Source organism: Burkholderia aenigmatica (genome assembly GCF_048627025.1).
Lineage (GTDB): Bacteria > Pseudomonadota > Gammaproteobacteria > Burkholderiales > Burkholderiaceae > Burkholderia > Burkholderia aenigmatica.
Genome location: NZ_CP184470.1, coordinates 538,686 through 563,840 on the forward strand (window position 1 = coordinate 538,686; position 25,155 = coordinate 563,840).

25 protein-coding genes are annotated in these 25,155 nt (G+C 64.6%); 10 read left to right on the plus strand and 15 right to left on the minus strand.

The features are described from left to right. Positions 1-80 precede the first annotated feature (80 nt). Entirely contained in the window at positions 81-1,130 is a 1,050-nt protein-coding gene (locus ACN8ZM_RS34785) for a hypothetical protein (protein WP_420213282.1), read from the plus strand. A 198-nt stretch (positions 1,131-1,328) separates the two neighbouring features. Here the strand turns inward: ACN8ZM_RS34785 and ACN8ZM_RS34790 are convergent, their stop codons facing one another. The 10 genes from ACN8ZM_RS34790 to ACN8ZM_RS34835 form a co-directional block, all read right to left on the minus strand. Further along, positions 1,329-2,555, minus strand: coding sequence for a dienelactone hydrolase family protein (locus ACN8ZM_RS34790; protein WP_420213283.1), 1,227 nt, complete (start codon positions 2,553-2,555; stop codon positions 1,329-1,331). A 52-nt stretch (positions 2,556-2,607) separates the two neighbouring features. Next, complete coding sequence (locus tag ACN8ZM_RS34795; RefSeq protein WP_420213284.1) at positions 2,608-3,444, minus strand: SDR family oxidoreductase; 837 nt, start codon at positions 3,442-3,444, stop codon at positions 2,608-2,610. Beyond that, positions 3,441-4,079, minus strand: a complete 639-nt coding sequence (locus tag ACN8ZM_RS34800; protein WP_205824628.1) for a cysteine hydrolase family protein — start codon at positions 4,077-4,079, stop codon at positions 3,441-3,443. The genes ACN8ZM_RS34795 and ACN8ZM_RS34800 overlap by 4 nt, the downstream gene beginning before the upstream one ends. After that, the gene (locus tag ACN8ZM_RS34805) at positions 4,076-4,606 is read right to left on the minus strand and encodes an aromatic-ring-hydroxylating dioxygenase subunit beta (protein WP_205824629.1); all 531 of its coding nucleotides are present in this window, start codon (positions 4,604-4,606) and stop codon (positions 4,076-4,078) included. Before ACN8ZM_RS34805 ends, ACN8ZM_RS34800 begins: the two co-directional genes overlap by 4 nt. Further along, positions 4,606-5,943 carry an aromatic ring-hydroxylating dioxygenase subunit alpha gene (locus ACN8ZM_RS34810; protein ID WP_420213285.1) on the minus strand — a complete coding sequence of 446 codons (1,338 nt, stop codon included), beginning with the start codon at positions 5,941-5,943 and terminating at the stop codon, positions 4,606-4,608. Before ACN8ZM_RS34810 ends, ACN8ZM_RS34805 begins: the two co-directional genes overlap by 1 nt. Positions 5,944-5,981: 38 nt before the next feature. After that, positions 5,982-6,941: a PDR/VanB family oxidoreductase gene (locus ACN8ZM_RS34815; RefSeq protein ID WP_301767637.1), complete on the minus strand. Its 960-nt coding sequence runs from the start codon at positions 6,939-6,941 to the stop codon at positions 5,982-5,984. A gap of 103 nt (positions 6,942-7,044) precedes the next feature. Beyond that, positions 7,045-8,028, minus strand: a complete 984-nt coding sequence (gene andR, locus ACN8ZM_RS34820) for an anthranilate 1,2-dioxygenase regulatory protein AndR (RefSeq protein WP_420213286.1) — start codon at positions 8,026-8,028, stop codon at positions 7,045-7,047. 410 nt (positions 8,029-8,438) lie between these two features. Further along, the gene (locus ACN8ZM_RS34825; protein ID WP_420210992.1) at positions 8,439-9,839 is read right to left on the minus strand and encodes an ISNCY family transposase; all 1,401 of its coding nucleotides are present in this window, start codon (positions 9,837-9,839) and stop codon (positions 8,439-8,441) included. Between the two features lie 262 nt (positions 9,840-10,101). Continuing rightward, on the minus strand, positions 10,102-10,365 hold the full coding sequence (locus ACN8ZM_RS34830; RefSeq protein ID WP_420213287.1) for a hypothetical protein: 264 nt from the start codon (positions 10,363-10,365) through the stop codon (positions 10,102-10,104). A 191-nt stretch (positions 10,366-10,556) separates the two neighbouring features. Next, entirely contained in the window at positions 10,557-10,841 is a 285-nt protein-coding gene (locus tag ACN8ZM_RS34835) for a hypothetical protein (RefSeq protein WP_420213288.1), read from the minus strand. A gap of 255 nt (positions 10,842-11,096) precedes the next feature. Here ACN8ZM_RS34835 and ACN8ZM_RS34840 point away from each other — a divergent pair, with 255 nt between their 5' ends. Then, positions 11,097-11,939, plus strand: a complete 843-nt coding sequence (locus ACN8ZM_RS34840; protein WP_420213289.1) for a hypothetical protein — start codon at positions 11,097-11,099, stop codon at positions 11,937-11,939. 213 nt (positions 11,940-12,152) lie between these two features. On the opposite strand, the gene ACN8ZM_RS34845 is transcribed toward ACN8ZM_RS34840, so the two are convergent. Further along, positions 12,153-13,082, minus strand: a complete 930-nt coding sequence (locus ACN8ZM_RS34845; RefSeq protein ID WP_043187692.1) for a LysR family transcriptional regulator — start codon at positions 13,080-13,082, stop codon at positions 12,153-12,155. Between the two features lie 111 nt (positions 13,083-13,193). Here ACN8ZM_RS34845 and ACN8ZM_RS34850 point away from each other — a divergent pair, with 111 nt between their 5' ends. Both ACN8ZM_RS34850 and ACN8ZM_RS34855 read left to right on the plus strand, forming a co-directional pair. Further along, positions 13,194-14,243, plus strand: coding sequence for a Rieske 2Fe-2S domain-containing protein (locus ACN8ZM_RS34850; protein WP_420213290.1), 1,050 nt, complete (start codon positions 13,194-13,196; stop codon positions 14,241-14,243). A 1-nt stretch (position 14,244) separates the two neighbouring features. Beyond that, the gene (locus ACN8ZM_RS34855; RefSeq protein WP_420213291.1) at positions 14,245-15,201 is read left to right on the plus strand and encodes a PDR/VanB family oxidoreductase; all 957 of its coding nucleotides are present in this window, start codon (positions 14,245-14,247) and stop codon (positions 15,199-15,201) included. A gap of 226 nt (positions 15,202-15,427) precedes the next feature. Here the strand turns inward: ACN8ZM_RS34855 and ACN8ZM_RS34860 are convergent, their stop codons facing one another. Beyond that, positions 15,428-16,462, minus strand: coding sequence for a GlxA family transcriptional regulator (locus ACN8ZM_RS34860; protein ID WP_420213292.1), 1,035 nt, complete (start codon positions 16,460-16,462; stop codon positions 15,428-15,430). A gap of 149 nt (positions 16,463-16,611) precedes the next feature. Between ACN8ZM_RS34860 and ACN8ZM_RS34865 the strand changes: the two genes are divergently transcribed. The 6 genes from ACN8ZM_RS34865 (at position 16,612) to ACN8ZM_RS34890 (ending at position 21,493) form a co-directional block, all read left to right on the plus strand. Beyond that, complete coding sequence (locus tag ACN8ZM_RS34865) at positions 16,612-16,983, plus strand: DUF6616 family protein (RefSeq protein WP_420213293.1); 372 nt, start codon at positions 16,612-16,614, stop codon at positions 16,981-16,983. A gap of 24 nt (positions 16,984-17,007) precedes the next feature. Beyond that, positions 17,008-17,691, plus strand: coding sequence for a DJ-1/PfpI family protein (locus ACN8ZM_RS34870; RefSeq protein WP_420213294.1), 684 nt, complete (start codon positions 17,008-17,010; stop codon positions 17,689-17,691). Positions 17,692-17,745: 54 nt separating this feature from the next. Continuing rightward, positions 17,746-19,176 (plus strand): aldehyde dehydrogenase family protein, encoded by a 1,431-nt coding sequence (locus tag ACN8ZM_RS34875; RefSeq protein WP_420213295.1) that lies wholly within the window; start codon positions 17,746-17,748, stop codon positions 19,174-19,176. A gap of 135 nt (positions 19,177-19,311) precedes the next feature. Beyond that, positions 19,312-20,427, plus strand: a complete 1,116-nt coding sequence (locus tag ACN8ZM_RS34880) for a class II histone deacetylase (RefSeq protein ID WP_420213296.1) — start codon at positions 19,312-19,314, stop codon at positions 20,425-20,427. Positions 20,428-20,646: 219 nt separating this feature from the next. Further along, a complete protein-coding gene (locus ACN8ZM_RS34885) occupies positions 20,647-21,069 on the plus strand; it encodes an SRPBCC family protein (protein WP_420213297.1) in 423 nt (140 codons plus the stop codon). Continuing rightward, entirely contained in the window at positions 21,062-21,493 is a 432-nt protein-coding gene (locus tag ACN8ZM_RS34890; protein ID WP_420213298.1) for a MarR family winged helix-turn-helix transcriptional regulator, read from the plus strand. The genes ACN8ZM_RS34885 and ACN8ZM_RS34890 overlap by 8 nt, the downstream gene beginning before the upstream one ends. Before the next feature lie 180 nt (positions 21,494-21,673). Here ACN8ZM_RS34890 and ACN8ZM_RS34895 read toward each other — a convergent pair whose 3' ends face one another. The 3 genes from ACN8ZM_RS34895 to ACN8ZM_RS34905 form a co-directional block, all read right to left on the minus strand. Then, positions 21,674-22,735, minus strand: coding sequence for an ABC transporter substrate-binding protein (locus ACN8ZM_RS34895; protein ID WP_179258882.1), 1,062 nt, complete (start codon positions 22,733-22,735; stop codon positions 21,674-21,676). A 62-nt stretch (positions 22,736-22,797) separates the two neighbouring features. Next, positions 22,798-23,820, minus strand: coding sequence for a histone deacetylase family protein (locus ACN8ZM_RS34900; RefSeq protein ID WP_089454435.1), 1,023 nt, complete (start codon positions 23,818-23,820; stop codon positions 22,798-22,800). Positions 23,821-23,961: 141 nt separating this feature from the next. Next, positions 23,962-25,131, minus strand: coding sequence for a porin (locus ACN8ZM_RS34905; protein WP_420213299.1), 1,170 nt, complete (start codon positions 25,129-25,131; stop codon positions 23,962-23,964). Positions 25,132-25,155: the final 24 nt, after the last annotated feature.

A 25,155-nucleotide genomic window follows, 5' to 3' on the forward strand; every position in this document is an offset into this window, starting at 1 on the left:
GCCACTGAAGCGGGTGGGCGTTGCCCCGTCCGCTTCGGTCACTTCAACGTCGATCGTTCTTGCTTGCAACAACACCCACCATGACGCTGCTCACACCTGAATTCCTTGCCGTCCTGCACCGGCCCGTCCTCAGCGAAGCCGATCTTTTCACGATCGATGACTTCTTCGAACTGACCGAAGTCGACGACTTGCGCGAGCAGGCGCAGGATCCTGCCCGCGCCGACGCCATCCTGCGCGCGTGTGCGGCCGAACTGCCGGCGCTGCATCCGAATCGCGCGGCGTTGCTGGCGCTGCTCGGTGGCGCGATCGTCGAGCGCGGGGCCGATCCGCGCATCCTGTTTCCTGCCGCGCAGGCGAGGCTTGAGGCATGGCTGCCCGAACTCGCGCCGTTTTGCGCAACGGAAGTCGAAGAGGGCGACGATGAAGCCACCGATGACGAACGGCGCGACTGGCAGGCAGCCCGGCAACGGCTCGATGCACTGAGCGCGCAGCAGAGTTGGGAGGTCGATGCGCTGCGGGACGCGGTCGATACGCTCGTCCTGCCGCTGATGGCGATGCTGATGCGCGATCGTGACAATCACGGCGATCTCGTCGCCGATACCGCGTTGCAGTCGTTGCTGGACCGGATGGCCGACAACGGCAGTTTGCCGTTCGACCAGTTGTACTTTCTGTGCCTCGCGTCGGCGATGAGCAATGAACCGGAGTGCGTCGTCGTGCTGCCGGCTTCCGGCACCGGCTTCGTGGCCAGCGTGCATGCGGTCAACAACACGTTCCACGCGTTCACGCTGTTGCAGCGCCTGATCGGCGAGCACGCGCAGACGCTGCGCGTCGGCAAGCCGATTGCGCCGAGGAGCGGTGACGAAGATCAGGACACGTCGGAGTTTCACTGGCTGCAGGCGCATGCGTATGAGAACGGCGTGCTGGTCCACAACCTTGCGCTCGCTTGGGGGGAAGCGCCGCTGCGCAGCCACCGCAAGCACGGTAAATGCGTGCTGATCGCGCTGGACACGGAAGAGGGTATCAAGCGGAGCTGGAACGGCTTCAATGGTGTCTGCCATCCGGCACAGAACCCGTCCGTGACGCTGGTGCGGTTCCTGACGGCGGATGAGGTTGCCGCGTATCTGGCTTGATGCGTCGTGACCGTGAATTTGTCCGGTTCGCGCATGGTCATGGCGGTGCGTTCAGCCACTGAAACGGGCTGACCGTCGGGGTACGCGTCATGGAAATCCGCAAATGCCGAGGCAGTCGGGGAGCCGGCGACGCACCGGCCCGAGCGCCGATCATCGCGCGCGAGGCGGACAACAGAGGGCCGCCTCCGGCGCGCGCCACTATCGTGCTGGTTCGCTGTCGCGCCAGCGTGCCATCAGCGTGTTCGACGGCCGCGTTTCATCGAGCAGCTTGCGCGCGGCCTCGACGCCCGAGACCGGCAGCCCTTGCGGATCGAGCAGCCCGAGCTGCACCAGCACGCTCGCCTGATCCCAGTAGATATGCTCGTTGTAGAGCTTCGGCCCGCGAAACGCGACGACGACGAGCATCGGAATCTCCACGCGCTTGCCCGTAGGAGCCACGCCCGGCAACAGCCAGTCGATTTCCCGGTCGTGCGTGAACGTCAGGATGAACTCGTCCACCATGCGATCGACGCCGACCACGCGCGAGATCGGCACCATTGCCATGTCGGCGGGGTTGTTGTGGATGAAGTGATGCGTGTAGAAACGCCTGAGCTCCGTGTAACCCGTGCCGCCGGTCATCGTCGGCACGTGGTTCACGTAGGGTTCGGGCACCATCGTTTGCATCGTTTCTTCCGGGTCGCGCGCGGCGAACTCCAGATAAAAGTGATGATCGGCAAGCGCGCCGAGATCGTAATCGGGGCCCAGCGTCTTGCGGAACACCGCGAGGCTGCGCGTATGCGCGGACATCGCGGCCGTCTTCACGAAGGTCGGGCCGCTGCGGCTGAACGCATGGCCGGCGCCCGCGTATTCGTACAGCTTCACGTTCGCCTTGCTGCCGAGCACCGCGCGGATCGCGGTCACGGTGTCGGGCGGATTGAGCGGATCGTCGGCACCGAAATGCAGCGCCATCGGGCACGCGATACGTTCCACGAGATCGAGCGACTGCTCGATGCCCACGCCGTAATAGCCGACCGCGCAATCGACGCCGCACTGCGCCGCGGCGAGATACGCGAGCTTGCCGCCAAGGCAGAAGCCGAGCACGCCGACCTTGCCGGTCGATTCGGGCAGCACGCGAGCGTAATCGACGGTCGCGCGGATATCGGCGATGGCACGCGCCACATCGAAGCGCTGGTAATAGTCGAAGGCTTTCGCATGATCCTCATCGCCGTAACCCAGCTCGATGTTCGGTGCAAATTGGTGGAACAGGTCCGGCGCGATCACGACGTACCCCTCCGCCGCATACAGGTCGGCGACTTCACGCATCTCGGCATTCACGCCGAAAATTTCCTGTAGCAGCACGATGGCCGGTCCGTTGCCGCTTTCCGGCAGCGCGAGATAGGCGTCGAATGCCGTGTCGCCGCTGCCGATTCTGATTTGCTTCGTCATGGATGGATTCCCGATGGAGTAGGGGGGAGACACCGCGGATTTGCACCGCGCGTTACTGCGGATGCTGTCGTTCGAACCACTCGCGCGGCGACACGCCCTGATCCGGGCCGAGCATCGAGAAACCGCCGTCGACGGGCACGTCGACACCGGTGATCCACGATGCATCGTCCGAGCAGAGAAACGCCACGACGCGGCCGATCTCGTCGCCGCGGCCGACGCGGCCGAGCGGATGCAGCGGCCGGCCGACGCGATCCGCCCGCTCGACCGAGCCGCCGGCGAGGCGCTCGAGCGACGGCGACCACGTCCAGGCCGGCGACACGCTGACCGCCCGCAGCCCGCGCGGCGCGAGATCGACTGCGAGATTGCGCGTCAGTTGCAGCAGCGCAGCCTTCGACGCCGGGTACAACGCGCGACCGGCCGCACCAAACTTTCCGCCGACGCTGCCGAGATTGACTATGACGCCGCCACACCGCAGATGCGGCGCCGCCTTCTGCGCCAGCATCGCCGCCGACACGAGATTCACGTCGAGCAGGCGCGCCCATTGTGCGCGGGTCGACGCAAGGCCGGCGTCGTCGTAGCTGCACGCGTTGTTCACGATGACGTCGAGGCCACCGAATGCGTCGATGGCCGTCGCGATCGCGCGTTCGAGCTGCGCGTCGTCGGTGACGTCGGTCGACGCGAAGCGCGCCGATGCGCCGATCGAAGCAGCCAGCGCATGGCCCGCATCGGCGTCGAGCCCGGCGATCAGCACGCACGCGCCTTCTTCCGCGAGGCAGCGCGCGATGTCCGCGCCGAGCCCTTGCGTCGCGCCGGTCACGATCGCAACTTTGCCCTCGAGGCGCTCCGCCGCCTTGCGCGACCGTACTTCCGGGGTAGGCGTCGTGCTCATTCGCCCTCCGTTTGCGAGCCCGTGCCGAACAGCTCGGCGACGGTGGAAATGGTCGCGATCAATCGCATCGATTCGAGTGACGCGTCGTGCTGCCGGCGGTCCGCGCATGCGCACGCGTCGGCCGCGACGGTCACGCGGTAGCCGAGATCGGCTGCGTGACGCGCCGTCATTTCGACGGTCGAATGCGTCGCGACGCCCGCGACGATCACGTGACGCACGTCGTGTGCCGTGAGCATCTGTTCGAGCGGCGTGCCGATGAAGCCGCTCGTGCACCGGTGATGCACGACGTAATCGAGCGCGCGTGCCGGATCGGGCTCAAGCGTCGGATGGAAGCGGGCGCCCCAACTGCCGTCGCGCACCGCGCCGATTTCGGCCGTGCGCACGAAAATCGGTGCGTTGCGCGGCAGGTCCGCATAGTCGTCGCGGAACGCGATGCGGACATGGACGATCGGCAAGCCGTGTGCGCGCGCGCCGGCCAGCAGCGCGCGGGCCGCATCGAGCACCGCCGCGCGTTCGGGCTGGTCCGCGTCGAACCCCACGCGGATCTTGCCGCGCGGATCGAGCACGTCATTCTGGTAATGCAGTGCGATCACGGCCGTGCGCGCCAGCGATCCCGACAGCGATGGGGTGGTCACACGAACACCTCCAGGTTGGCGAGCGCGTCGGTCGAATTGACGAGATCGACGCGCTTCAGATAGATCTTCCAGTCGTCGCCGCTCGTGTCGAGCTTGTGCGTGACGAGCCCCGCCAGCGTGCGCTGCCCGAGCCGCCATTCGTGGACGATCAGTGTCGAGTGGACGATCAACCGGCCGGCCGCATCGCGACCGTCGACGATCACGTTGCCGACGATGCGCGCCGTGCGGGTCGTCGGCTGCTGCGACCAGTTGCGGAGATTCGTCACGCGGCCCGCGCGTACCTCGCGCAGCGTCCCATCCTCCCAGAACAGCGAGATATGATCGCGCGGGCTGGCCTGGCCCGGCTCGTGCGGCAGCCAATACATGCCGTCGGGTGTCCACAGGTCGAGCCACGGGTCGAACGCGCGTGTATCGAGCAGCCGCGCCTCGCGAAACAGGAATTGGGCCGCGTTCGCCTGCAGCGTGGCGTCAGGGGCGACGGCGTCGACCGCCACGGTCGACAGATCGAAAGCCGGGTCGTGCAGCATCAGGCAGCTCCTTCGACAGTGTTGGTGGGGGCGGTGGTTTCATCGGCCATGAAGCGCTTCCACGCGGCGAACTGGTTGCGCATCGGCAGCTCGCTGGTGCCGTTGATCGACACGAAGCCGTCTTCCGTCGCGCGATCGGTGCCCGCATAGCGATGCATGCTGACCCATTCGCCGCCGCGCGTCCGGTTGCCTTCCTGGCAGCGTGCATACACCTCGACGTCGTCGGGCATCACGTTCGACGACGGCGAATTGATCACGTTCGCGTAGGTCAGCGCACGCTCGAACACGGCGTCGGGCGCGCCCTTCAGCCGGAACAGCTGGATTTCGACGAGCGTCTTGTCCACCGCGATCGGCCGGATCACGCGAAACTGCTGGAACACGGTATGCGGCGAACCGCTGCCGTAGATGACGGTGTTGTGGCGGTTCATGCCGAGAATCCCGCGCGCGCGTTCGTCGCCGTAGGCGTCGGCGAGCACCGCGAAATGCGCGCTCGACACGGGGTCGCGCTCGGCGGCCGCCGGATCGAAAATCCCCTCCATATAGCCGTGGCCGTACGCGTAGGCGCGCAGTTCGAGTTTTTCCCAGAACGCGTAGGGCTCGCCGTTGCCGTCCATGATAAGCAGCTCGAACGGCATCGCGCCCATCTTCGCGGCCTTCTCCCGGGCCGACACCACCGACGATTCATGCGTGACGGGCGCATGCATCGTGTCGTGCAGGTTCTCGTAGAACACTTTCCAATTCGAGCGCTGCAGCACGCGGAACACACCGCCCGTCACTTCGACTTCACCCACGGGCGAGCGGTCGCACAGATTGTCGATCGACGAGACGACACCGTTCAGGAACGTCCGGAGATCGGGCCCTTCGGCGCACTGGCTGGCGAACACGAAGCCGCGATAGCTGTCCACGCGCGCGACGCGGCGCATCGAGAAATCCGGATGTTTCGGATCGAAACAGGTGTTCTGCAGGCCGTTGCGCAGTGGCGCCGACAGGTGCGTGCCGTCGTGCCTGAACGTCCACGCATGGTACGGACACCGGAAGAATTTTCCGACGCAACCGTCGCCGTCCGGCACGATCTTCGCGCCCTTGTGCGGACACCGGTTGTAGACGACGTGCACCGCGCCGTCCGTGCCGCGCACCATCACGACGTCCTGGTCGCCGATGCGCGTCGTGTGATAGTCGCCGGCGGCCTTCACCTGGCTTTCGTGGCCGACGTAGATCCACGCCTGGCCGTAGATCCGTTGCATTTCCAGATCGAAGATCGCGGGATCGGTATAGAGGCGCTTGTGCACGCTGTCGGGGCGGACCAGGCCCGCGAGGGTTTCGTTGGTCAGGCTCATGCGGTTTCCTTGCTCGGAGAGGGACGATAGGGACGGGTTCACAGATCGAGGACGAGGCGCGCGCCTTTCGCGCGCGACACGCACGGGCAAAACGAACCGCTGGCGTGTTCGTCGTCGGTGAGGCAGATGTCGCGATGATCGGGCTCGCCGTCGAGCAGGCGGACCGCGCAGACACCGCAGTCGCCGCGCCGGCAGTCGTAGAGCGGGTCGAGCCCTGCGTCGATCAGCGCATCGAGGATCGACGTGCCGGCCGGCACGTCCAGCATGCGCCTCGATGCCGCGAGCCGGACTTCGAGCGGCGCGTCGCCGCCCGCCGGAACGGCCGCCGCAAAGCGCTCGCTGTGCAGCGCCTCGTCGCGCCAGCCAAGACGTCGCGCCACGGCGAGCGTTGCCTCGATGAGCCCGGTCGGGCCGCATACGTACAGATGCGTGCCGGGCTCGGGCGCGCCGATCGTGTCGGCCAACGGCATGCCGCGCGCCGGGTCGCCGTCGTCGAACCAGCAGGTCGCGTCGGGCAGCGCAGCCACTTCGCCCCGATAGGCCATCGATGCGGCGTCGCGCGCGGCGTAGTGCAGCGTGAACGCGTGCCCGGCGTGCGCCAGTTCGCGCGCCATCGACAAGATCGGCGTGATGCCGATGCCGCCCGCGATCAGCCGGTGGCGCTGTGCGTTCGTGGCGAGCGGGAAATCGTTTCGGGGCGGATCGATTTCGAATTCGTCGCCGGGCACGCATGCGTGCATCCATTGCGAGCCGCCGCTTCCGGCGGCTTCGCGCAGCACGGCGATTTCATAGTGGTCGACGGAAGCGGCGCCCGCGCCGGCGTTCACGAGCGAATAGGCCCGTCGTTGCGGGCGAGGGGAGAGCGGCACGTGCACGCCGATATGCGCGCCGGCGTCGAACCCGGGCAGCGGCGCGCCGTTCGCGGCGACGAGGTGCAATCGTCTGATTGCGGGCGTCAGCGCCTCGATGCGCGCGACGCGGATTCTGAGCAGGGACATCCAGCGGCTCCGTCGAATTCGGACGGATCGACTGTATGCGGACGAATTGGCCGCGAATATCCACCAAGCGCAGCGCCTGTCCGGCGTGCGCAGAATTACGTGCTCAGCTGGCGGACCGGCGCGCGCGGCGCAGCGTATCCGACGGCGATTCCCCGAACGTTTCGCGGTACAAGATCGCGAAGCGGCCGAGATTCGCGAAGCCACAGCCGAGCGCGACGTCCGCGACGCGTTCGGCCTCGCGCGCCTGCAACAACTGGTCGCGCGCACGTTCGAGACGCCGTTCGCGCACGAGCTGCATCGGACTGCCGTGCGAGAAGCGCTGGAAACCGTCGAGCAGCGTGCGCACCGGCACGCCGGCCGCCAGCGCGATATCGGCCAGCGTGATGGGCTCGCATGCGTGCTCGGCGATATAGGCCTCCGCGCGCTTGACCGTGCGCGGCACGAGCGCCGTCCCGCCGGGCCGCGTCTGGCAGTGATGCGGCTGGCCGGCGAGCAGCAGCGAGACGATGAGCCGTTCGAATTCGAGCGCGATGCGGCGGTCGCGCTGCGCGAGCGCGACCGTCTCCGGTGAGGACGCCATCACGCGCAGTTGCGCGAGCCACGGCTGCAGCTCCGGCCGCGTCAGGTCGAGCGTGGGCTCGATCTGCAGATGATCGTAGCCGGTATGCGCGAGGATCGCGCGCTTGTCGATGCGCACGAAGAACTGCTCGCAGTCGCGCGAGAACGTGCCGCCGAACCGGGTGGCCGGCCCGACGATCACGCCCTGGGTCGGCCCGGCGATCGTGCGTCGGCCGCCGACGTTCAGGTCCGCATAGCCGCCGAGGCTGAGGATGGCCAGATAGTAGTCCTCGATCTCGCCGGCATCGACGCTCATGGTGCCGGCATAGCCGATCGTGCCGAATCCGACGCTGTCGATCCGGACGTGATCCATGTACGCGGAATAGCCGCCGCGCGAGCTGCCGGGCGTGAGCCGATGCGGCTGCAGCACCGCGGCAATGCGTTCGCGCGTGTCGTCGAGGTCGTCGGATTCGAAATAGCGATAGCGCCGAAGCAGCGTCGGCTCGATCGGCAAGGCAGCAGTCTGCATGGCGGATCTTCTTTGCGTATGCGGGGAGCCCGGGGGGGTGAGAAAAACGATCGATGCTGCGTCTTCCGGGGATGCGCCCACTGTACACGGTTGCAGTCCGGGTCAATAAAATGGGCAATTTCGTACGCTGGCGAAGGCCAGAAAATTGCCGGAACCGGACAGGTAACGGCGCAAGGCTGCGGGAAACGGCTAGATTGCGATTTTTGGCCCGTGGGCATCCGGCGACGCCAATGGGTAGCATGGCATGCCAGCGACCAAAAATACGACATTAGGATATGGCTGCTACACATTAAATGTCATACCCGGATTCAGATGTCGTAGCGCCAGCTAAATACAGATGTCGCATGTTTCATCGGTTTTCCGTCATGCAGTGTTGAAGCGCCGAGCCTGAAGCAGCAGGGCGCTTACGTTCACCCACGGGCCTTGGCAGACCGCCGGTTCGACTCTGCTTGATGTGTCTGCGAAGCGACCTGCAGGATGGCTGCTTCGATGTCGGCTTCGGTGAACGCACGCTGCTTCTTGGCACCGGGCAACGATGCCTTGGCGCGTACCGGCAGCCCCCGATTGGCGCGCGACGGCGATCCCGAGATCCGTCGATTGTCGCGCTGCGCCTGGATCGCTTCAGCGACCTGCAGCGCGTGACTCAAGCGTTTGTGTTCGATGATCGCGCCTTGATCAACCTCCGCCAGCTTGTCGTAAAGGCGGCATCGCAATACCTCGCCATCGGCCTGTATTTCGATCCGTCCGTCCGGGTACTCCCAGACGTCGATATAGCGATGAACCAGCTTCCTATTCTCGAGCGTATCGTCCAGCAGATACAGCACACGGTCGTACAACACCGTCAGTGACTTCGATACCCGGCGCGTTTCGCGCCAGGTCATCAGCCGATCCAGATTCTCATCGTTACGCAGCGGCCGGTGCGCATTGAAGTCGCTGCGTGGTGGCTTCGCGAAGCGGGCGTTATACGTGGCGATGAAGGAGGGCGCATACGCGTTGGCGTCGGCTACCGTGCTGATCCCGCGCAAGCGCATCTCCTTGACCAGCCGGTCCTGCAACGTCAGATGGGCTCGCTCGACACGCCCCTTGGCTGAACTGCTGTTCGCGCAGAACGTGTCGATGTTCAGTTCATACATCGCCCGACCAAACTGCGTCACGCTGCTGCCGGTCTTGCCCGCATTCGGGCTGCGGAACACGCTGTACTTGTCGCTGTAGAACGCCACCGGCTTGCCATAGCGCTCCAGATACGCCCGCGTCGCCTCAAAGTAGCTGAAGGTCGATTCGGTTGCCGTAAAGTGCAGATGCATCAGCCGGCTCGTCGCGTCGTCGACATACACCAGCAGCGTGCAGGCCGGCGCCCGTTCCTCGAACCACCGATGATCGCTGCCGTCGATCTGGATCAGTTCACCCAGGCACGCCCGTCGCGCTCGCGGCTGGTAGACCTTCGGCGGTCGTTGCCGGCGCGGAATCCAGAGCCCAGCGTCTGTCATCAGCCTCCTGACGGTTTCCTTCGACAACTGCAGCCCATGGCATTCGCAAAGCTTCTCGCAGGCCAGCGTCGGCCCAAAATCGGCGTAGCGCTCCCGAACCAGGCTCAAGGCACGATGCGCCAAATCCTCGGGCAGTTGATGGTTGCTCGCGTGGCCACGGCGCTGCGAAAGCAGACCGGCCGGGCCAGCAGCCCGATACCGGGCGACCAGCCGTTCAATCTGCCGTCGACTGATCCCAAGCCGCTCCGCGGCTCGCCAAGGCATCAGACGCTGCTCGATCACGGCTTCCACGACCTTCAGACGATCCAGCTCCCGCATGCTCATGGTGATCAGTCCAGGTTGGCCCACGATGCGCTCCGGCAGTTCGAACCGCCGCCAGCATGCGCCGAAACCCTCGAACTACGACATTTCAACTTTGCTCAGATGCGACATTACTACTTTGCTCCTACATTAAAAATGTTGATCACTATGATTATGTCAAATCATGTCTTTCATGGCGAGTGATCATCCACACCATCCTCGTCAGGTCGAGGCGATCCGTTCGGACTCTTGTTCGCGATGGTGGTAAAGCATATTTCATCCCCCATCAGGATGGCATTCCACGATCCGCTCCCGGTTTGATTATCAGGAAATCATCCATCATTCGACTCCTGCATTTATCCGCAAAGTCATTGGCAAGTATTCTGTCTTCGAGGAAATCCTTCGATTGGGATTCGGTTATTTCGTAATATTCCTCGTAATCAATCAGTCTATTGCTGACTGGAATCGATAGATAGTGCGCGCCTGAGTCAAGCTCAACTCCTATCGAGTACCTGTCTTCCCTGGAGAAGTAAATTTCATTGAATTTCATGCGCACACTTCAACCGATTTAAATTTGATTTGCAGTGTATTGCAAAGGGGATATGCTGCCCGCAATTTCTCATTAAGCCTCGAAACTCTATTCACGTGACGGGCGCCTGAAATATCGAAGCACAATCCCCCTGACGAACCTACGCACCCGAACGGCTTCATAGGCGCCGGATCTCAGACGTATTTCGCCTCTCAACTAGGCATTCGCATCAGGCACACGCGTAGACGCTTGACAAGCTCTGGATCATTGACGCAATCGACAGGTCGAATTCCGTCGAGTGCCGGCACATTCGAATCAATCCATTTTTTGGCCGATTTCGGGCCAGCCACCCAATAGATTGTATAAGCAAGATCAATATGGCCGTTGAGATCGGTAGCCAATTCCTTGACTTCCGGGAGATCGATGTATTTGGCAAATAAACTGGAGAACTGTTCCCAGGATTCATCTCCTTCGTAGTATTGCTCGAGTTCAATCATTGGAGTCCTCCAAATGAAATTGGATGGGTGCCACATGGGCGGCGGGCGAACGGCGCCAAAATGCCGCCGCATCCATCTCTTCGCGAATCCGCGACCGATGCCATGTCAGCCGCCCTCCGCTCTCGCCCCCTGCCGCAACAAGCACGTTATATTCTCCTCCCAGGCAACGCAAAGCAACACGCGTCGCATCGACAGACGACAACCCGTCATCGCCGCATTGCCGACGCGCTTCTTCACCCCGGGAGACCGAGAAAAATGGACCACGCGCAGTACTTCAGCCAAAGCTCGATTCAGGCCGCGAATCTTCGTCTGCACTATCTGACGCAGCTACTGCGTGAGCAGACCGGCTCGATCGTCCAGTACGGCATCCTGCGGGGATTGCCCATCGGCGTCAGCCATTGGGCGGAAGTCGCGGTGGGCGGCTACCTGCTCGGCACGTACGAGATCGCCGTTTGCGCGATTCTCGAAGCGCTCGGATCGCCCGAAAAGGTGCTGGTCGACCTGGGGGCCGCCGACGGGATTTTCGGCATCGGCCTGGTCCGGAATAACGTCTTCGCCCGCAGCGTGTGTTTCGAAATGGACGAGCAACGCCGCCACGCTATCCAGCATCGGGCCGCGGAGATGGGGCTGGCGGATCGGGTCGCCGTGTTCGGCCAGGCCGATCGCAACCTGCCCGCCGTCCTGGCGGAGCACGGTGGCGATCCGGCCGAACGGGTCATCCTGTGCGATATCGAGGGCGCGGAGTTCGAGCTGTTCGACAATGCGCTGCTGGAACAGCTTTCCGGCAGCCAGGTCATCATCGAAATCCACGATTTCCTGCTTGCCGACCCGGAGCAAGCCGCACGCGCATTCGACGAACTGAGCCAGCGCGCCAGCGAGCATTTCCACGTCTACGAGATTCGCGACGGGTTGCGGGACATTCGCAACATCCCGCTGCTGCGCAACTGGTCGGATTGGGATGCATGGCTCATGTGCGTCGAGGCGCGTTACCGGATGATGCGATGGATCTGGCTCGAGCCGAAAAGCCAGCCGCGGCGTTCCGGTCATGACATCGACCGGCTGATCCTCGACTATCAACGCCGGATTTTCACCACCTGATGCCTGCGAACGGGCGCGCCTCGGAACACGGCGCGCCCGGTTGCCGCGACATCACACGTATCGCACGGCGATATCCGGCACGATAGACACGTCGGCCCCCCCTCTTGATCGCGGCGATGATTTGCACTGAAGCAAGCCGAGCCGGGCATGCCGGCGGCCGAACTCGGCCAACTCCGCAAACATCTGCTTGCACCGCGACAACGGCCCTTGACGTCAATCCTGCTCATTGATGTTCGGATAGTCCTCGAACGTCTCCTTGATCAGATGGCGGAGCCAGACGTTGGCTGGATCGGTATTCAACCGGGAATGCCAATGCTGACGAAGGGCGAACGGCGGCAGTTCGACGGGCGGCGGCAACATCCTGACGGTACCCAGTTTCGAGAAGACCTTGCCCAGTTCCAGCGGAACGGTCGCGATGAGGTCCGGTTGTGCATCGATCAGATGCGGCACGGCCAGGAAATGCGGCGTGGTAAGAAAGATGTTCCGTCTGATGCCATAGGCGTCGAAGGCACTGTCGTACGCTGCGCTGGCCCGCCCCGTCAGAGAGACGACGATTTGCGGCATCGCTTCGAATTGCTCACGCGTCAGTGTCTTGCCGATCTTCCGGTTTCGCACGCTCACCAGCGTCACGAGCGAATGCATGAAGAGCTGCTGCTGATACAGCCCTTCCGGCGCAGCGTGAATCGAGCCAAGCGCCAAATCCGCTTCACCGGAGGACAGCATCCCTTCGATCTGTTCCAGCGGCCCCTGTACCGAGCGCAACGTACAGTGCGGCGCCATCTTGCGCAGCCGGCGGATCAACGGCGGCAGAAAGACGAGCTCCCCCATGTCGGTCATGCAGAGCACGAAAGCACGCCGAGCCGTCAGCGGGTTGAAGCCGGCCTCGGCTACGACGTTCTCCCGAATCGATGCGATCACTTCCGAGATGGTGCCGCCTAATTGATCGCCCTTCGCCGTGGGCATCATGCCTTCCGCCGTCTTCACGAATAGCGGGTCTTCGAAGAATGTCCGAAGGCGGTTGAGCGCGTGACTCATCGCGCCCTGCGTCAGCCCGATATCCTGCGCCGCGCGCGTCACACTCCGCTCGCGGAACAGGGCTTCGAACACGACCAGCAGATTCAGATCCAGGTCTCTGATATGCATGGCGTGCATTGTCTCCATTAATGGCATTAGCTTGACGCATCATCACGTCGATCCTATCTTGCCGTCAAGCGCCCGACGAGCCGGCGCAGACAAGAAATCAAGGAGACGAGCATGTTCATCCAGAACACGTGGTACGTGGTCGCGTGGTCTCACGAAGTCGCATCCGATGCTCTCTTTTCACGCGTCGTCATTGGAAAACCGGTGGTGATGTATCGCAAGGATGACGGCGGCATCGTTGCCCTTGAAGACCGGTGTTGCCATCGCGGTGCGCCGCTTTCCGTCGGCCGGCGCGAAGGCGATTGCGTGCGCTGCATGTATCACGGACTCAAGTTCGACAGCGCCGGCGTATGCGTTGAAGCACCCGCTCAGCAGCGCATTCCGCCGCGCGCGAAAGTCAGGAGCTACCCCGTCGTCGAGCGGCATCGCTGGATCTGGATCTGGATGGGCGATCCCGCGCTTGCCGACCCGAACACCATTCCCGACACGCATTGGGTCGACGATCCTTCATGGCGCAGCCTGCCCGGGTACATTCACTATCACGTCAACTACCTGCTCATCTGCGACAACCTGCTCGACTTCTCGCATCTGCCCTTCGTTCATCCGACGACGCTCGGCGGCTCCGAGGACTACGCGAAAGTGCAGCCTAAGGTCGAGCGTATCGAAAACGGCGTGCGCATCACGCGCTGGGTGTTGGATACCGATGCGCCGCCGTTCGCGGCGGCTGTCAAGGGCTGGCCCGGAAAGGTGGATCGATGGAATATCTACGACTTCACCCTGCCCGCCATTCTGCGCATGGACTCGGGCATGGCGCCGACGGGAACGGGCGCGCGCGACGGCGTGCGTGTCGATGCGGCGGAATTTCGCGGATGTCAGGCGCTGACGCCCGAAACGGAAAGTTCGACGCATTACTTCTTCGCCCATCCCCACAACTTTGCGATCGATAACCCTGAGGTCACCCACTCCGTTCACCAGTCCGTCGTCGATGCATTCGATGAAGACCGGGACATCATTACGGCGCAGCAAAGAAACCTCGCACTCGACCCCGGCTTTGAAATGACGCCCTTCGGTATCGACTCGGCGCTTTCCCAGTTTCGCTGGGCCGTGAAAGCCCGTCTGGAAGAAGAAGGCGAGGCCCGAACACAGGCCGGTGCGGAGCGCTGACATGATCGAGATGAAGGTGACGGCGCTGCGGATCGAGGCCGAAGGAATCGTCGGGGTCGACTTGCGTCCCACTGACGGCGCGCCGCTTCCGCCCTTCGAGCCGGGCGCGCATGTCGATGTTCATCTACCCGATGGCATGACGCGTCAGTACTCGTTGTGCAACGAGGCGTGGGACAGGTCGCGTTATTGCCTCGGGATCGGCCGATCCGCGACGTCGCGAGGCGGGTCGGCCTACGTTCATGAACGGCTGCGACTCGGCGACACGCTGATGATCGGCAAGCCGCGCGCGCTGTTCGGGTTGTCGCCTGTCGCGAAGCGGCATCGGTTTATTGCAGGCGGCATCGGCATTACGCCAATACTCGCGATGATCCGCTGGTGCGTGCGTCACGAACTGCCGTGGGAGCTCCACTATTGCGTTCGTTCGCGTGCCCATGCGGGATGGATGGACGAACTGCGCTCGTTCGGTGGACCGGTGCACGTGTACGCCGACGACGAGAACGCAGGGTCTCTTCCGCACGACGTCGGCGCGATGATGCGCGATGTGTTTCCCGATGAGCATCTCTATTGTTGCGGACCGGCAGGTCTGATGGACGCCGTTGCGGCACAGGGCGTACACGCAGCGCTCTCGCCGGAGCGGCTTCACTTCGAGCGATTTGCTGCGCCCGCCAAAAGCGAGGACGTCGCGGAAAACGGATCGTTCTCCGTCGTGCTTGCCCGACAGGGCCTGCGATGCGTTGTCGAGCCTGACGAATCGATTCTCGAATGTCTCGAGCGCCACGGCGTACGGGCGGCGCATTCGTGTAGAGAGGGCCTGTGCCGGAGCTGCGAAGTTGCGCTGCTGTCGGGCGAGGCGGACCATCGCGACTATGTGCTTGACGACGACGAGCAGAAGGCGAATCGATCGCTGATGATCTGTGTTTCGCGCGCCAGGTCCAGCGAGTTGGTGATCGATCTCTAGGCGTCGAAGCGCACTTTCGACTTCAACTGAATGTGGCTCACGCAATGACTTTCCCGTGTCCGGATGCGGGCCGTCTCGCACGTTCGCGGGCGGCGCTGAAGCGGCGCACGGGGCCTTTCGCGTTCGCGTAAAACGGCAGCAAAAGAAAGCCCCCCACCCTGCGACGCGTGGCGCTGGCCGTTGCCACCTGGTTGAGAGGGCCTACGCCGCCGGTTGGTGCGCGCGATCACCCTCCCGCCGTGCCATCGAGCCCCGGGCGCAGCTGGCTGTAGTGCTCGGGTGTGGTGCCGCGCAGCCGAAGGAAAGTACGACGCAAGTTCTGTTCGTTGCCGAAACCGCATCTGCGCGCCACCTGCTTCAGGCTCGTGCCGGCATCATTCAATTCGCGCAACGCCGCTTCCATGCGCATGGCCTCCACCGCCTTGGCCGGCGTGCGGCCGGTCTGCCTGGTGTAGTGGCGTGCGAAGGTGCGGGGCGTCATGCCGGCCTGCTCGGCGAGCACCTCCACCCGCAGGTCCTCGTCGAGGTGATCCAGGATCCAGGCATGCAGGTGGCTGAACTGCCGATCCGACGCGGCTTGACTGGACAGCGCGGCGGAAACCTGTGCGTGCTCCCCCGGGCGTTTGACGAACAGCAGCAGCGAGCGCGCTACGGCCATGGTCGTGGCGTGGCCCTGGTCCTCTTCCAGCAGCGCCAGGCCGAGATCCAGGCCCGCGGTGAAACCGCCCGAGGTCCAGAGCCCGTCGTCGTGCAGATAGACCCGGTCCGGCTCGACCCGCAACCGGGGGTAGCGCGTCTTCAACGCCTCTGTCGCCTGCCAGTGGGTGGTCACCCGCCGCTGGCCAATCAACCCGGCCTCGGCCAGCAGGAAGGTGCCGGTGCAGATGCCGCACAGGCGCCGCACCTTCCGCCCCTCGCGTGCCAGCCACTCGACGACGTCCCGCGGCACCGGCGGCGCCTCCGGCGGGCCGCCGCCGGGCACCATCAACGTCTCGATCGATGCCGGGTCGATCGCCGACAGCGGCGTGGTGGCGATGGTCATGCCCGAGAAGCTCGTGATCGGCTGGCCGTGCACCGAGGCGACCACGACCCGATAGACGCAGTTGCGCGGGCCCTGGTGAAACTTCGTGGCCACGGCAAAGACGTCGGCGGCACTGGAGATGTCCGACGCGGTCACTTCGTCAAAGGCGAGGATGACGACGGTGCGCGGCGATGCCGCGTCGGCGGTCGGCTGACGGGCAGCTGAAAAGGACAGGGTCATGGTAGCGGAGCGTTTGAGAGCCGACGATGGGCCGCGATCGAACTGCCGCAGCCCTGGCAGGATTTGACAGTCAATTGTCCGAAGCGTGAAGAGTGGGCTGCTTATTCTACCGACACCCTTCCCCGTCAACTCGTGCAGGAGCGCTGGTCATGGAACACATCTTCATCGAACTCTGGAAATTCAAGGACAGCTGGAAGAACGCCGGTGTGGACGTTCGAACCCAGTACGTCGAAAACCTGCTGCCTGCGCTGCAGGGCCTCCTCTCCGCGGGAATCGAGATCGTCGCGTGGGGCTACAACGACCCCGGCATGGACCGTCGTGCCGACTACGACGCCTTCGGCGTATACCGCATGCCCAACCGGGCGCTATTCGATGAGTTTCAGAAGGCCGTTGCCGGTTCCGGCTGGTATGACTACTTCGAGCACGTCAACGCCGGCGGCACACTGGTGGCCCCGCCGGACATGCTCCGCCAGCACATCCAGCTCGTCATGCCCGGCGCCGCGTCGGGCTCCGGCAACTGACCATCGCACCCACGGAGACCCAGCATGAAGATTCTCGCCGTCCTGTTCCCGGGCTTCACCGCCATCGACCTGATCGGCCCCACCAATACCTGGATGTTCATCCCGGGGGTCCAGATCCAGTTGGCGGCCGCAACGGCCGGCCCGGTGGTCACCGACATCGGCCTGACCGTCAACGCCACGCACGACTTCGACAACTGCTTCCAGGAGCCCGATGTGCTGCTGGTTCCGGGTGGCGCGAGCGGTGTATTCGAAGCGCTGCAGGACGACCGCTTCATCGACCACGTAGCCCGCCTGGGCGCCAAGGCCGGCTGGGTCACCAGCGTGTGCAACGGCTCGCTGCTGCTGGGCGCCGCCGGCCTGCTGAAGGGCTACAAGGCCGGCTGCTACTGGTACTCGCGCGACTACCTGCGCAAGTTCGGCGCGGAGCCGGTCAATGAGCGCATCGTTGTCGATCGCAACCGTGCGACCGGCGGCGGCATGACTGCCGGAATCGACTTCGCGCTCGGCATGATTGGCCTCTGGGCCGGTGACTTCTCGGGGCAACTGACCCAGCTGTGCATGGAGTACGCGCCGAAACCGCCGTACCACGCCGGCCTGCCCGAACTCGCGCCGCCGGAGGTGCTGGCGGCTGCCAACGAGATCCTGGCCAAGGAAATGCCCAACGCGGTAGTCGACGAAACCGCGAAGCGTCGCGGCTTCAGCGCCTGACGTCGCAGGCATCCTCACGTACTCGCTGGCGGGCCACCTCCTCAGGACAAGACCATGCAGACTTTCTCGAACATCATCGACGGGCGCGCGGTGAGCGCCGGATCCACCTTCGAATCCAGGAACCCCGCCAACGGCGAGACGATTGGCCTGGTGCCGCACAGCACGCGCGAGCAGGTGGACGCCGCGGTCGCTGCAGCCCGCCAGGCTCAGCCCGACTGGGCCGCGCGCAGCGATACCGACCGCCAGGCGATGCTGATGAACGTGGCCGACACACTGCGCGACAACGCCGAATTGCTGGCCACCTGGGTCACCCGTGAACAGGGCAAGCCGCTGGGCGGCGTCGGCCCGGACCAGGTGCCGGGCGCCCGCTTCGAGGCCTGGGCCTGCGAGGCATGGACCCGCGCGCCGGCCAGCCTCGCGCTGCCGCCCGAGGTGGTGTTCGAGGACGAGACCCGCCGGGACGAGGTGCACCGCAAGCCGCTGGGTGTGATCGCGGCCATCGCACCCTGGAACTGGCCGTTGATGATCGCAATCTGGCAGATCGTGCCCGCACTGCGCGCCGGCAACACGATCGTCATCAAGCCGTCGGAGTACACCAGCATCGGCACGCTGGAGATGGTGCGCCTGATGAACGAAGTGCTGCCGCCGGGCGTGCTGAATACGGTCACCGGCGCCGGCGAGGTGGGGGCCTGGCTGGTCGACAACCCGGAAGTCGCCAAGGTCGTGTTCACCGGCTCGGGCGCTACCGGCGCCAAAATCACCGCCACCGCGGCCAGACACCTGACGCCCACCACACTGGAACTGGGCGGCAACGACCCGGCCATCGTCCTGCCGGGGGCGGACATCGAGGCCATCGCGAAGCGCCTGTTCTGGAGCGCCTTCCTCAACCAGGGCCAGACCTGCGCGTGCATCAAACGGTTGTACGTGCACGAGAGTCAGCACGATGCGCTGGTGGCAGAGCTCGCGCAATTGGCCGTGACCATGCCGATGGGCGACGGCATGCAGCCCGACATCGCGATCGGTCCGGTGCAGAACCGCATGCAGTTCGACAAGGTCGCGCGTCTGGTGGACCGTGCGCGCAGCGACGGCGCCACCATCGTCTGCGGCGGCGAGCCGCAGCCGGGGCCCGGCTTGTTCTATCCGCCGACACTGGTGACCGATATCACCGACGGCGCGCCGCTGGTCGATGAAGAGCAGTTCGGCCCGGTGCTGCCCATCATCCGCTACCACGACATCGAAGACGCGATCGCTCGCGCCAACCGCGGCGATGTCGGGCTTGGCGCGTCGATCTGGACATCCGATGTGGAACAGGCCAGGCCGATCGCGCAGCGGCTGGAGGCTGGCTCGGTGTGGATCAACCACCACGGCGCCGTCCACCCGATGGTCCCCTTCGGCGGTGCCAAGCGCTCGGGATGGGGCGTCGAGTTCGGCATCGAAGGCCTGAAGACACTGACACGCCCACACGTGATCAGCGTCAGGAAGTGACACGACAGGAAGATCGCATCGCAGCCGTGTGGCGTGCCGCCCGACGCGCTGCCGCCCCCGTCGCAGCCTGTTGACGCTGGTTGAAGGCGCGACAGCCTGGCCGGGCATTTTCTTCACTTCACTCTTTAGAGAGCCATGACCACCAAGACTGCATTCTTCCACGACGAGCGGACCCTCTGGCACGCCCCCGGCAATCTGTACGCGCTCATCGCGCCGGTCGGCCATTCGGTGCAGCCGATGTCGGGCTTTGGCTATGTCGATTCGCCGGAGAGCAAGCGCCGGATGGTGTCGCTGCTCGACGTCGCCGGCCTGAGCGACGTGATGGACGTGCGCCGCGCGCCGATGGTGAGCGAGGAAGACCTGTTGCGCGTACACGACCGGGACTATCTGCATCGCTTCAAGGCGGGCAGCGAGGCCGGCGGCGGCGACATGGGCCAGTTGGCCGCCTACGGCCCGGGTGGCTACGACATTGCACGCGTGTCGGCAGGCCTCGCGCTGGCCGCCGTGGAGACGGTGCTGCTGGGACACCACACGACCGCCTATGCAATGACGCGGCCTTGCGGCCACCATGCCACCCGCAACTTCGGCCTCGGCTTCTGCCTGTTCAACAACATCGCGGTGGCCATCGAGGCGATGAAGGCACGCCACGGCCTTGGCCGCGTGGTCGTGCTCGACTGGGACGTGCACCACGGCAACGGCACGCAGGAGATCTTCTATGAGCGGGACGACGTGCTGACCATCTCGCTGCACCAGGAGCACGCGTTCCCGCCCGGCTACAGCGGTGCGGAGGATCGCGGCTCCGGCAACGGCCTGGGATTCAACATCAACATCCCCCTGCAACCCGGCGGCGGCCTCGCGTCGTATACGTACGCCTTCGAGCGCATGGTGGTGCCGGCGATCGACCGCTTCAAGCCTGAGCTCATCATCGTCGCCAGCGGTCTGGACGCCAACGCGCTGGACCCGCTGTCGCGGATGCAGCTCACGCCGGAGGCCTTTCGCTTCCTCGCCCGACAGGCCAGGCAACTCGCCGCGCGCCACACCGGCGGCAAGCTGGTGCTGGTGCACGAGGGCGGCTACTCCGAGGCCTGTGTGCCCTTCTGCGGCCTTGCGCTGTTGGAAGAGCTGACCGGGCACAAGACCCACGCCGTCGATCCGCTGTCCGGCTTCCTCGCGCTCATGCAGCCCGGCCGTCGTTTCGACGAACTTCAGCGCGAACTGATCGACGAGATGGTGGCGTTGCACGGCCTGTAACGCATAGCGGGGCGATATCTCGTCGTGCGACAGACCGTTGTCGCCCCACTCTCTGCCGCGCCAATAGCGTTTCCGTTTGTATGCCAGCGGCGCCGAGCATCCGCAGCATCGTCACTTACCGGAGTACCGTGGCTCACGGCTGCTGGCCGTGAGATGGTTGACGACGGAACCTGGTTCAGAATAGTATGCGCGCATACTATTTATAAAAAAGGAGCAGGTATGTGGACAGTTGAGGTCACAGGCGAATGTGCCGCGACACCGGCACAGGTCTTCAGCGTCCTGGCGGAGCCGGAGAAATGGTCGGAATGGAACGAAGGTGTCCTGAGCATCGAGATGCACGGGTCGTTCCAGGCAGGCACGACGGCGGTGATGGTTCTGCCGGACTTGACGAGGTTGCCGTTCCGCTTCGCGTGGGTTGAGGCTGACAAAGGCTTCGAGGATGTCACCGAAGTACCGGACGCTGGCGTGGTTGTTCGCGTTCGTCACGAACTGTCGCCGACCGAGCGCGGCACGAAGATCACGTATCGCTGCGAAGTCGATGGACCCGAGCCGGTAGCCGGGACGGTGGGTGCGGCTGTCACGGCTGACTTCGCAGACGTGATTGCTGCCCTTGGTTTGCGGGCGGAGCAGCTGGGTGAGTGAATCCCTTCACCCTGGCGAAAGTCCTGGACTTCTACTATGGCGAGCGACGCTGGGCTGGCAGCGTCGTATTACCGCCGCGCTGAAACCGTTGGGGCTGACGCACGTTCAATTCGTCCTGCTGGCCAGTACCTGGTGGATTACACGCGTTGCCGGGGAGACGCCAAGTCAGCGCCGTATTGCCGATCACGCCAATACCGACCCGATGATGACCTCGCAGGTCCTCCGTGTACTCGCTGAGCGAGAGCTGCTGACGCGAATGCCTGATCCATCTGATTCGCGAGCCCGGATCATCGACATCACGCCCGCGGGCGCAGACCTCGCCGTCCGGGCGGTGAAGGTTGTCGAAGATGCAGATCGTGCCTTCTTTGAAGTCGTTGAGGACCAAGAGGCGCTGATAGCCGTGCTAAAAGCGCTGGGTCGATGATTCATGCCAATGCGGCGCTTTGGCCTCATACCGCTAAACGTCCTTTATTTCCGGTTTTCTCAAGCGCCTCCTTACCCACCTCGACATTGCGCCGGCCCGATTGCACGCCCAATCACGTCGAACCGCTCGCACCATGCGCGACGACGGCAGGCGCATGGTGCGTCACGATGTCGGCGCCCGCTATTCGCTGATCAGCGCGCGCAACGCGAGCGACGCTTTTTGCTGCAACCCCGGCCGGCTCCAGTAACCCGGGTCGAGCACGACCTGTTTCGCGCGATTGCCCGGCGCGGAATTGGTTTCCGCGAGTTGGGCCGCGGTGTAGTTGCCGCGCTCGAAAACGCGCGTATTCACCGGCCCGTAATACGGCATCACCGTGATCAGATTCGCCTGGACGGCCGGCGATACGATGTGCGCGAGCAATCGTTGCGCCGCTGCGGCATGACGTGCCCCCTTCGGAATGGCCATGCACGAATACGTCAGCAGCGCACCGTTGTACGTGTATGCCACCGGCGCACCGTCACGGATCAGCGGCGGCACGCGGCTGCCCCAGATCTGCACCATGTCCGCCTCGCCGTCGCGCAGCAACTGCGTGACCTGCGCCCCCGACGTCCACCACGCGACCACCTGTGGCCGGATCCGTTTCAGCGCGGCGAGTGCGCGCGACTGGTCGAGCGGATAGAGCTTGTCCGGTGCGACGCCGTCGGCGAGCAGCGCGATCTCCATGGTTTCCTCCGGCGTCCCTTCCAGCGCACGCCTGCCTGGAAATTTCGCCGTGTTCCAGAAGTCGGCCCAGGTTTGGGGCGGACGATCGCGGTACTTGTCGGTCCGGTATGCAAGCACGACCGATATGTAGTTCGTGCCGACCCAGTCGCGGCTCGTTGCATCGGCGGGCAGTCCGTCCTTCGATACCTGCCGGTAATCGACCGCTTCGAACAGTCCTTCCGCGCTGCCGATCGAGCACTCGGTCGTGCCAAGCTGCACGAGATCCCACGCCGGCCTGCCGGAGCGTACCTGCAACCGGACCGGTGCGAGACCGTCGTGCGTTTCCTGCCGGAACCCGACACCGGCAGCCGATGCTGCCGGCCCGATCAACGCTTTCACGATGTTCTTCTGATATTCGCCGCCGTAGCTCGCGAACGTGACCACATCCTGCGCCCGCGCGGACGCACACAGGGCTGCGGCCGCCATCGCGACGCATGTGCATCGCGATGCCTTGCCGCCGATTCCGAACTGCTTTCGCATGACTTCTCCTCGCTGACGGGCCGGTACCGTACGCATCCGCACCCGGGGTTGAACCGGCGAATTCAAACCGTTCCGAATCCGCGCAGAAAATGAACCAGATCGACCGGTAGCGACGGCGATACATAACCGCCCTCCTGCACGATCACCGTCGGCAGACCGGCTGCCGCGAGCCGCTGCCCGATCGCCGCGAACCCGCGATGCGACACCTGCATGCAGCGGAACGGATCGTTGGCCGACGCGTCGAGACCCAGTGAAATCACGAGCGCTTCCGCCCCGGTCCCGGTCACGAACCGCATGCACCGCCCGACGGCGTCCAGCCATGCGGAATCGCCGCTGCCAGGCGGCAGTGGAACGTTCAACGTCAGGCCCGCGCCCGCCCCGCTGCCGGTTTCGTCTGCGTAGCCGGCGTAGTACGGATACGTCGTCAGCGGGTCGGCATGCACCGATGCGAACGCGATGTCCGGCCGCGCGTAGAAGATCTCCTGCGTGCCGTTGCCGTGATGCACGTCGACGTCGACGATCGCGACGCGGCCGAACGACTCGCGCAGTACGCCGGCCGCGATCGCAGCGTTGTTCAGGTAGCAGAAGCCGCCTGCCATATCGCGATAGGCGTGATGCCCGGGCGGGCGGCACAGCGCATAGGCGGCGCGCGCACCGCCGGCGACGAGCGTGGCGGCATGGATCGCCGTCTGTGCCGCCGCGTACGCCGCTTTCCACGTGCCGTCGAGCACCACGCAGCCCGCATCGGCCATGTAATAGCCGGCGCGCCCGAGCAGGTCGTCCGGGCGACGATCCATGTAGCGATTCGGATGCAGGCTCGGCCTGACTTCCGGGCCGGCGCCGGGAATTGCCTGCCACTCGCGATGGCAGTGCTCGATGAACGCGAGGTAGTCGCTCGAATGGATCCGCAGCAACGGATCGCGTCCGTAATCGTTCGGCTCGACGATCGGCGATCGCTCGGCATGCAACGCGTCGAGCAGCAGCGTCGCGCGTTCGGGCGTTTCGAAGTTGTCTTTCAGCACACCGTAGACGAGCCGCGTCAACGGTCGATGGGCTTCCTGATCCGGGTGGTAGACAGCCAGCACGACTCCCCTCCTCTTCGGCCGCGCGCGCGGCCGCTGCGGTATCGACGGCACGTGCATGATCGATTCACACACTGCCGCCGACGCAATCGAACCCGTCGGCACGCATCGGCGCGGCATGTGCCGAGCCGGCGCACACGACGCTCAAAACTTGTGACGGATCCCGATCCGCGCCATCACCTGACGGTTGGTGAACGAAGGTCCGGCGGTATCCGGATTCGCCGCGAATTCGAGACCGGTGCCGGCCACCGACGACGCATTCGCGACGAGCACGTAGGCGGCCTGCGTATAGACGTCGGTTCGCTTCGACAGGTTGTAGTCGGCCATCACGCCGAACTGGTGATATTTCGGCGATGCGCTGTGTCCCGACGTGCCATCGAGCGTCGCGCGGGTGTAGGTGTACATGCCGCCCGCATAGAAGGCTGGCGTGAACTGATACCTGACGTTGAATTCGATGTTGTCGAAGCGGATCGACGATGCCGCGCCGAGGGTCGAGCTGGCCGCGTAGTTCGCATACTGCGTGCCGGTCGGATTCGCCAGATCGGTCCGAATGAACGAGAGCCCGAGCGTGGCCGCGTCGATCGTATAGTTCACGCCGGCGCCCCAGATCCGCTGGCGTCGTGCGGTCCAGCTGCCGTCCGGATTGCCGTTCGGTCCGATCGACACCGCGCCCGATGAATCGGCGTTCGGATAGTCGATGTCGAGATACGCGGCACCGAGCGCGAGCGGGCCGTTCCGATACTGCGCGCCGGCGCTCACCGCGCGGTTGCGGCCGAAAGACGTGCCGTTGCTGAGCGCGATCAGTCCGCCGAAACTGAAACCACGGTAATCGACACTCGCATACTTGATCGCGTTGTTGAGCCGGAACGTATCGTCGGTGTTGTCGTTGTCGTACGGATGGGTGAACATGCCGCCGCCCCAGTTGCCGTTCGCGGTCAGCCCCGCCAGGTAGTCGGTGACCGAATCGTACTGGCGCCCGACCGTCAGCGTGCCGAAGCGGGTGCTCGACAGCCCGACGAACGCCTGCCGACCGAACGCACGGCCCTGCTGCCCGAGCCTGCCGGTGTTCACGTCGAAGCCCGATTCGAGCCTGAACACAGCCGACAGCCCGCCGCCCAGGTCCTCATTGCCCCTCATCCCCCAGCGGCCGCCCTGCACGTCGCCGCTCGACATCGCAACGAGCCCCTTGCCGCCGACGTTGTTGGTATAGTTCACGCCCTCGTCGATCAGCCCGTATAGCGTCACGCTGCCTTGTGCATGCGCGAGCCCCGTCACCACGATCCATCCGCCTGCCGCCATCACCCGCTTGCTCATCCTGGTCTCCTCCGAATTGAAATT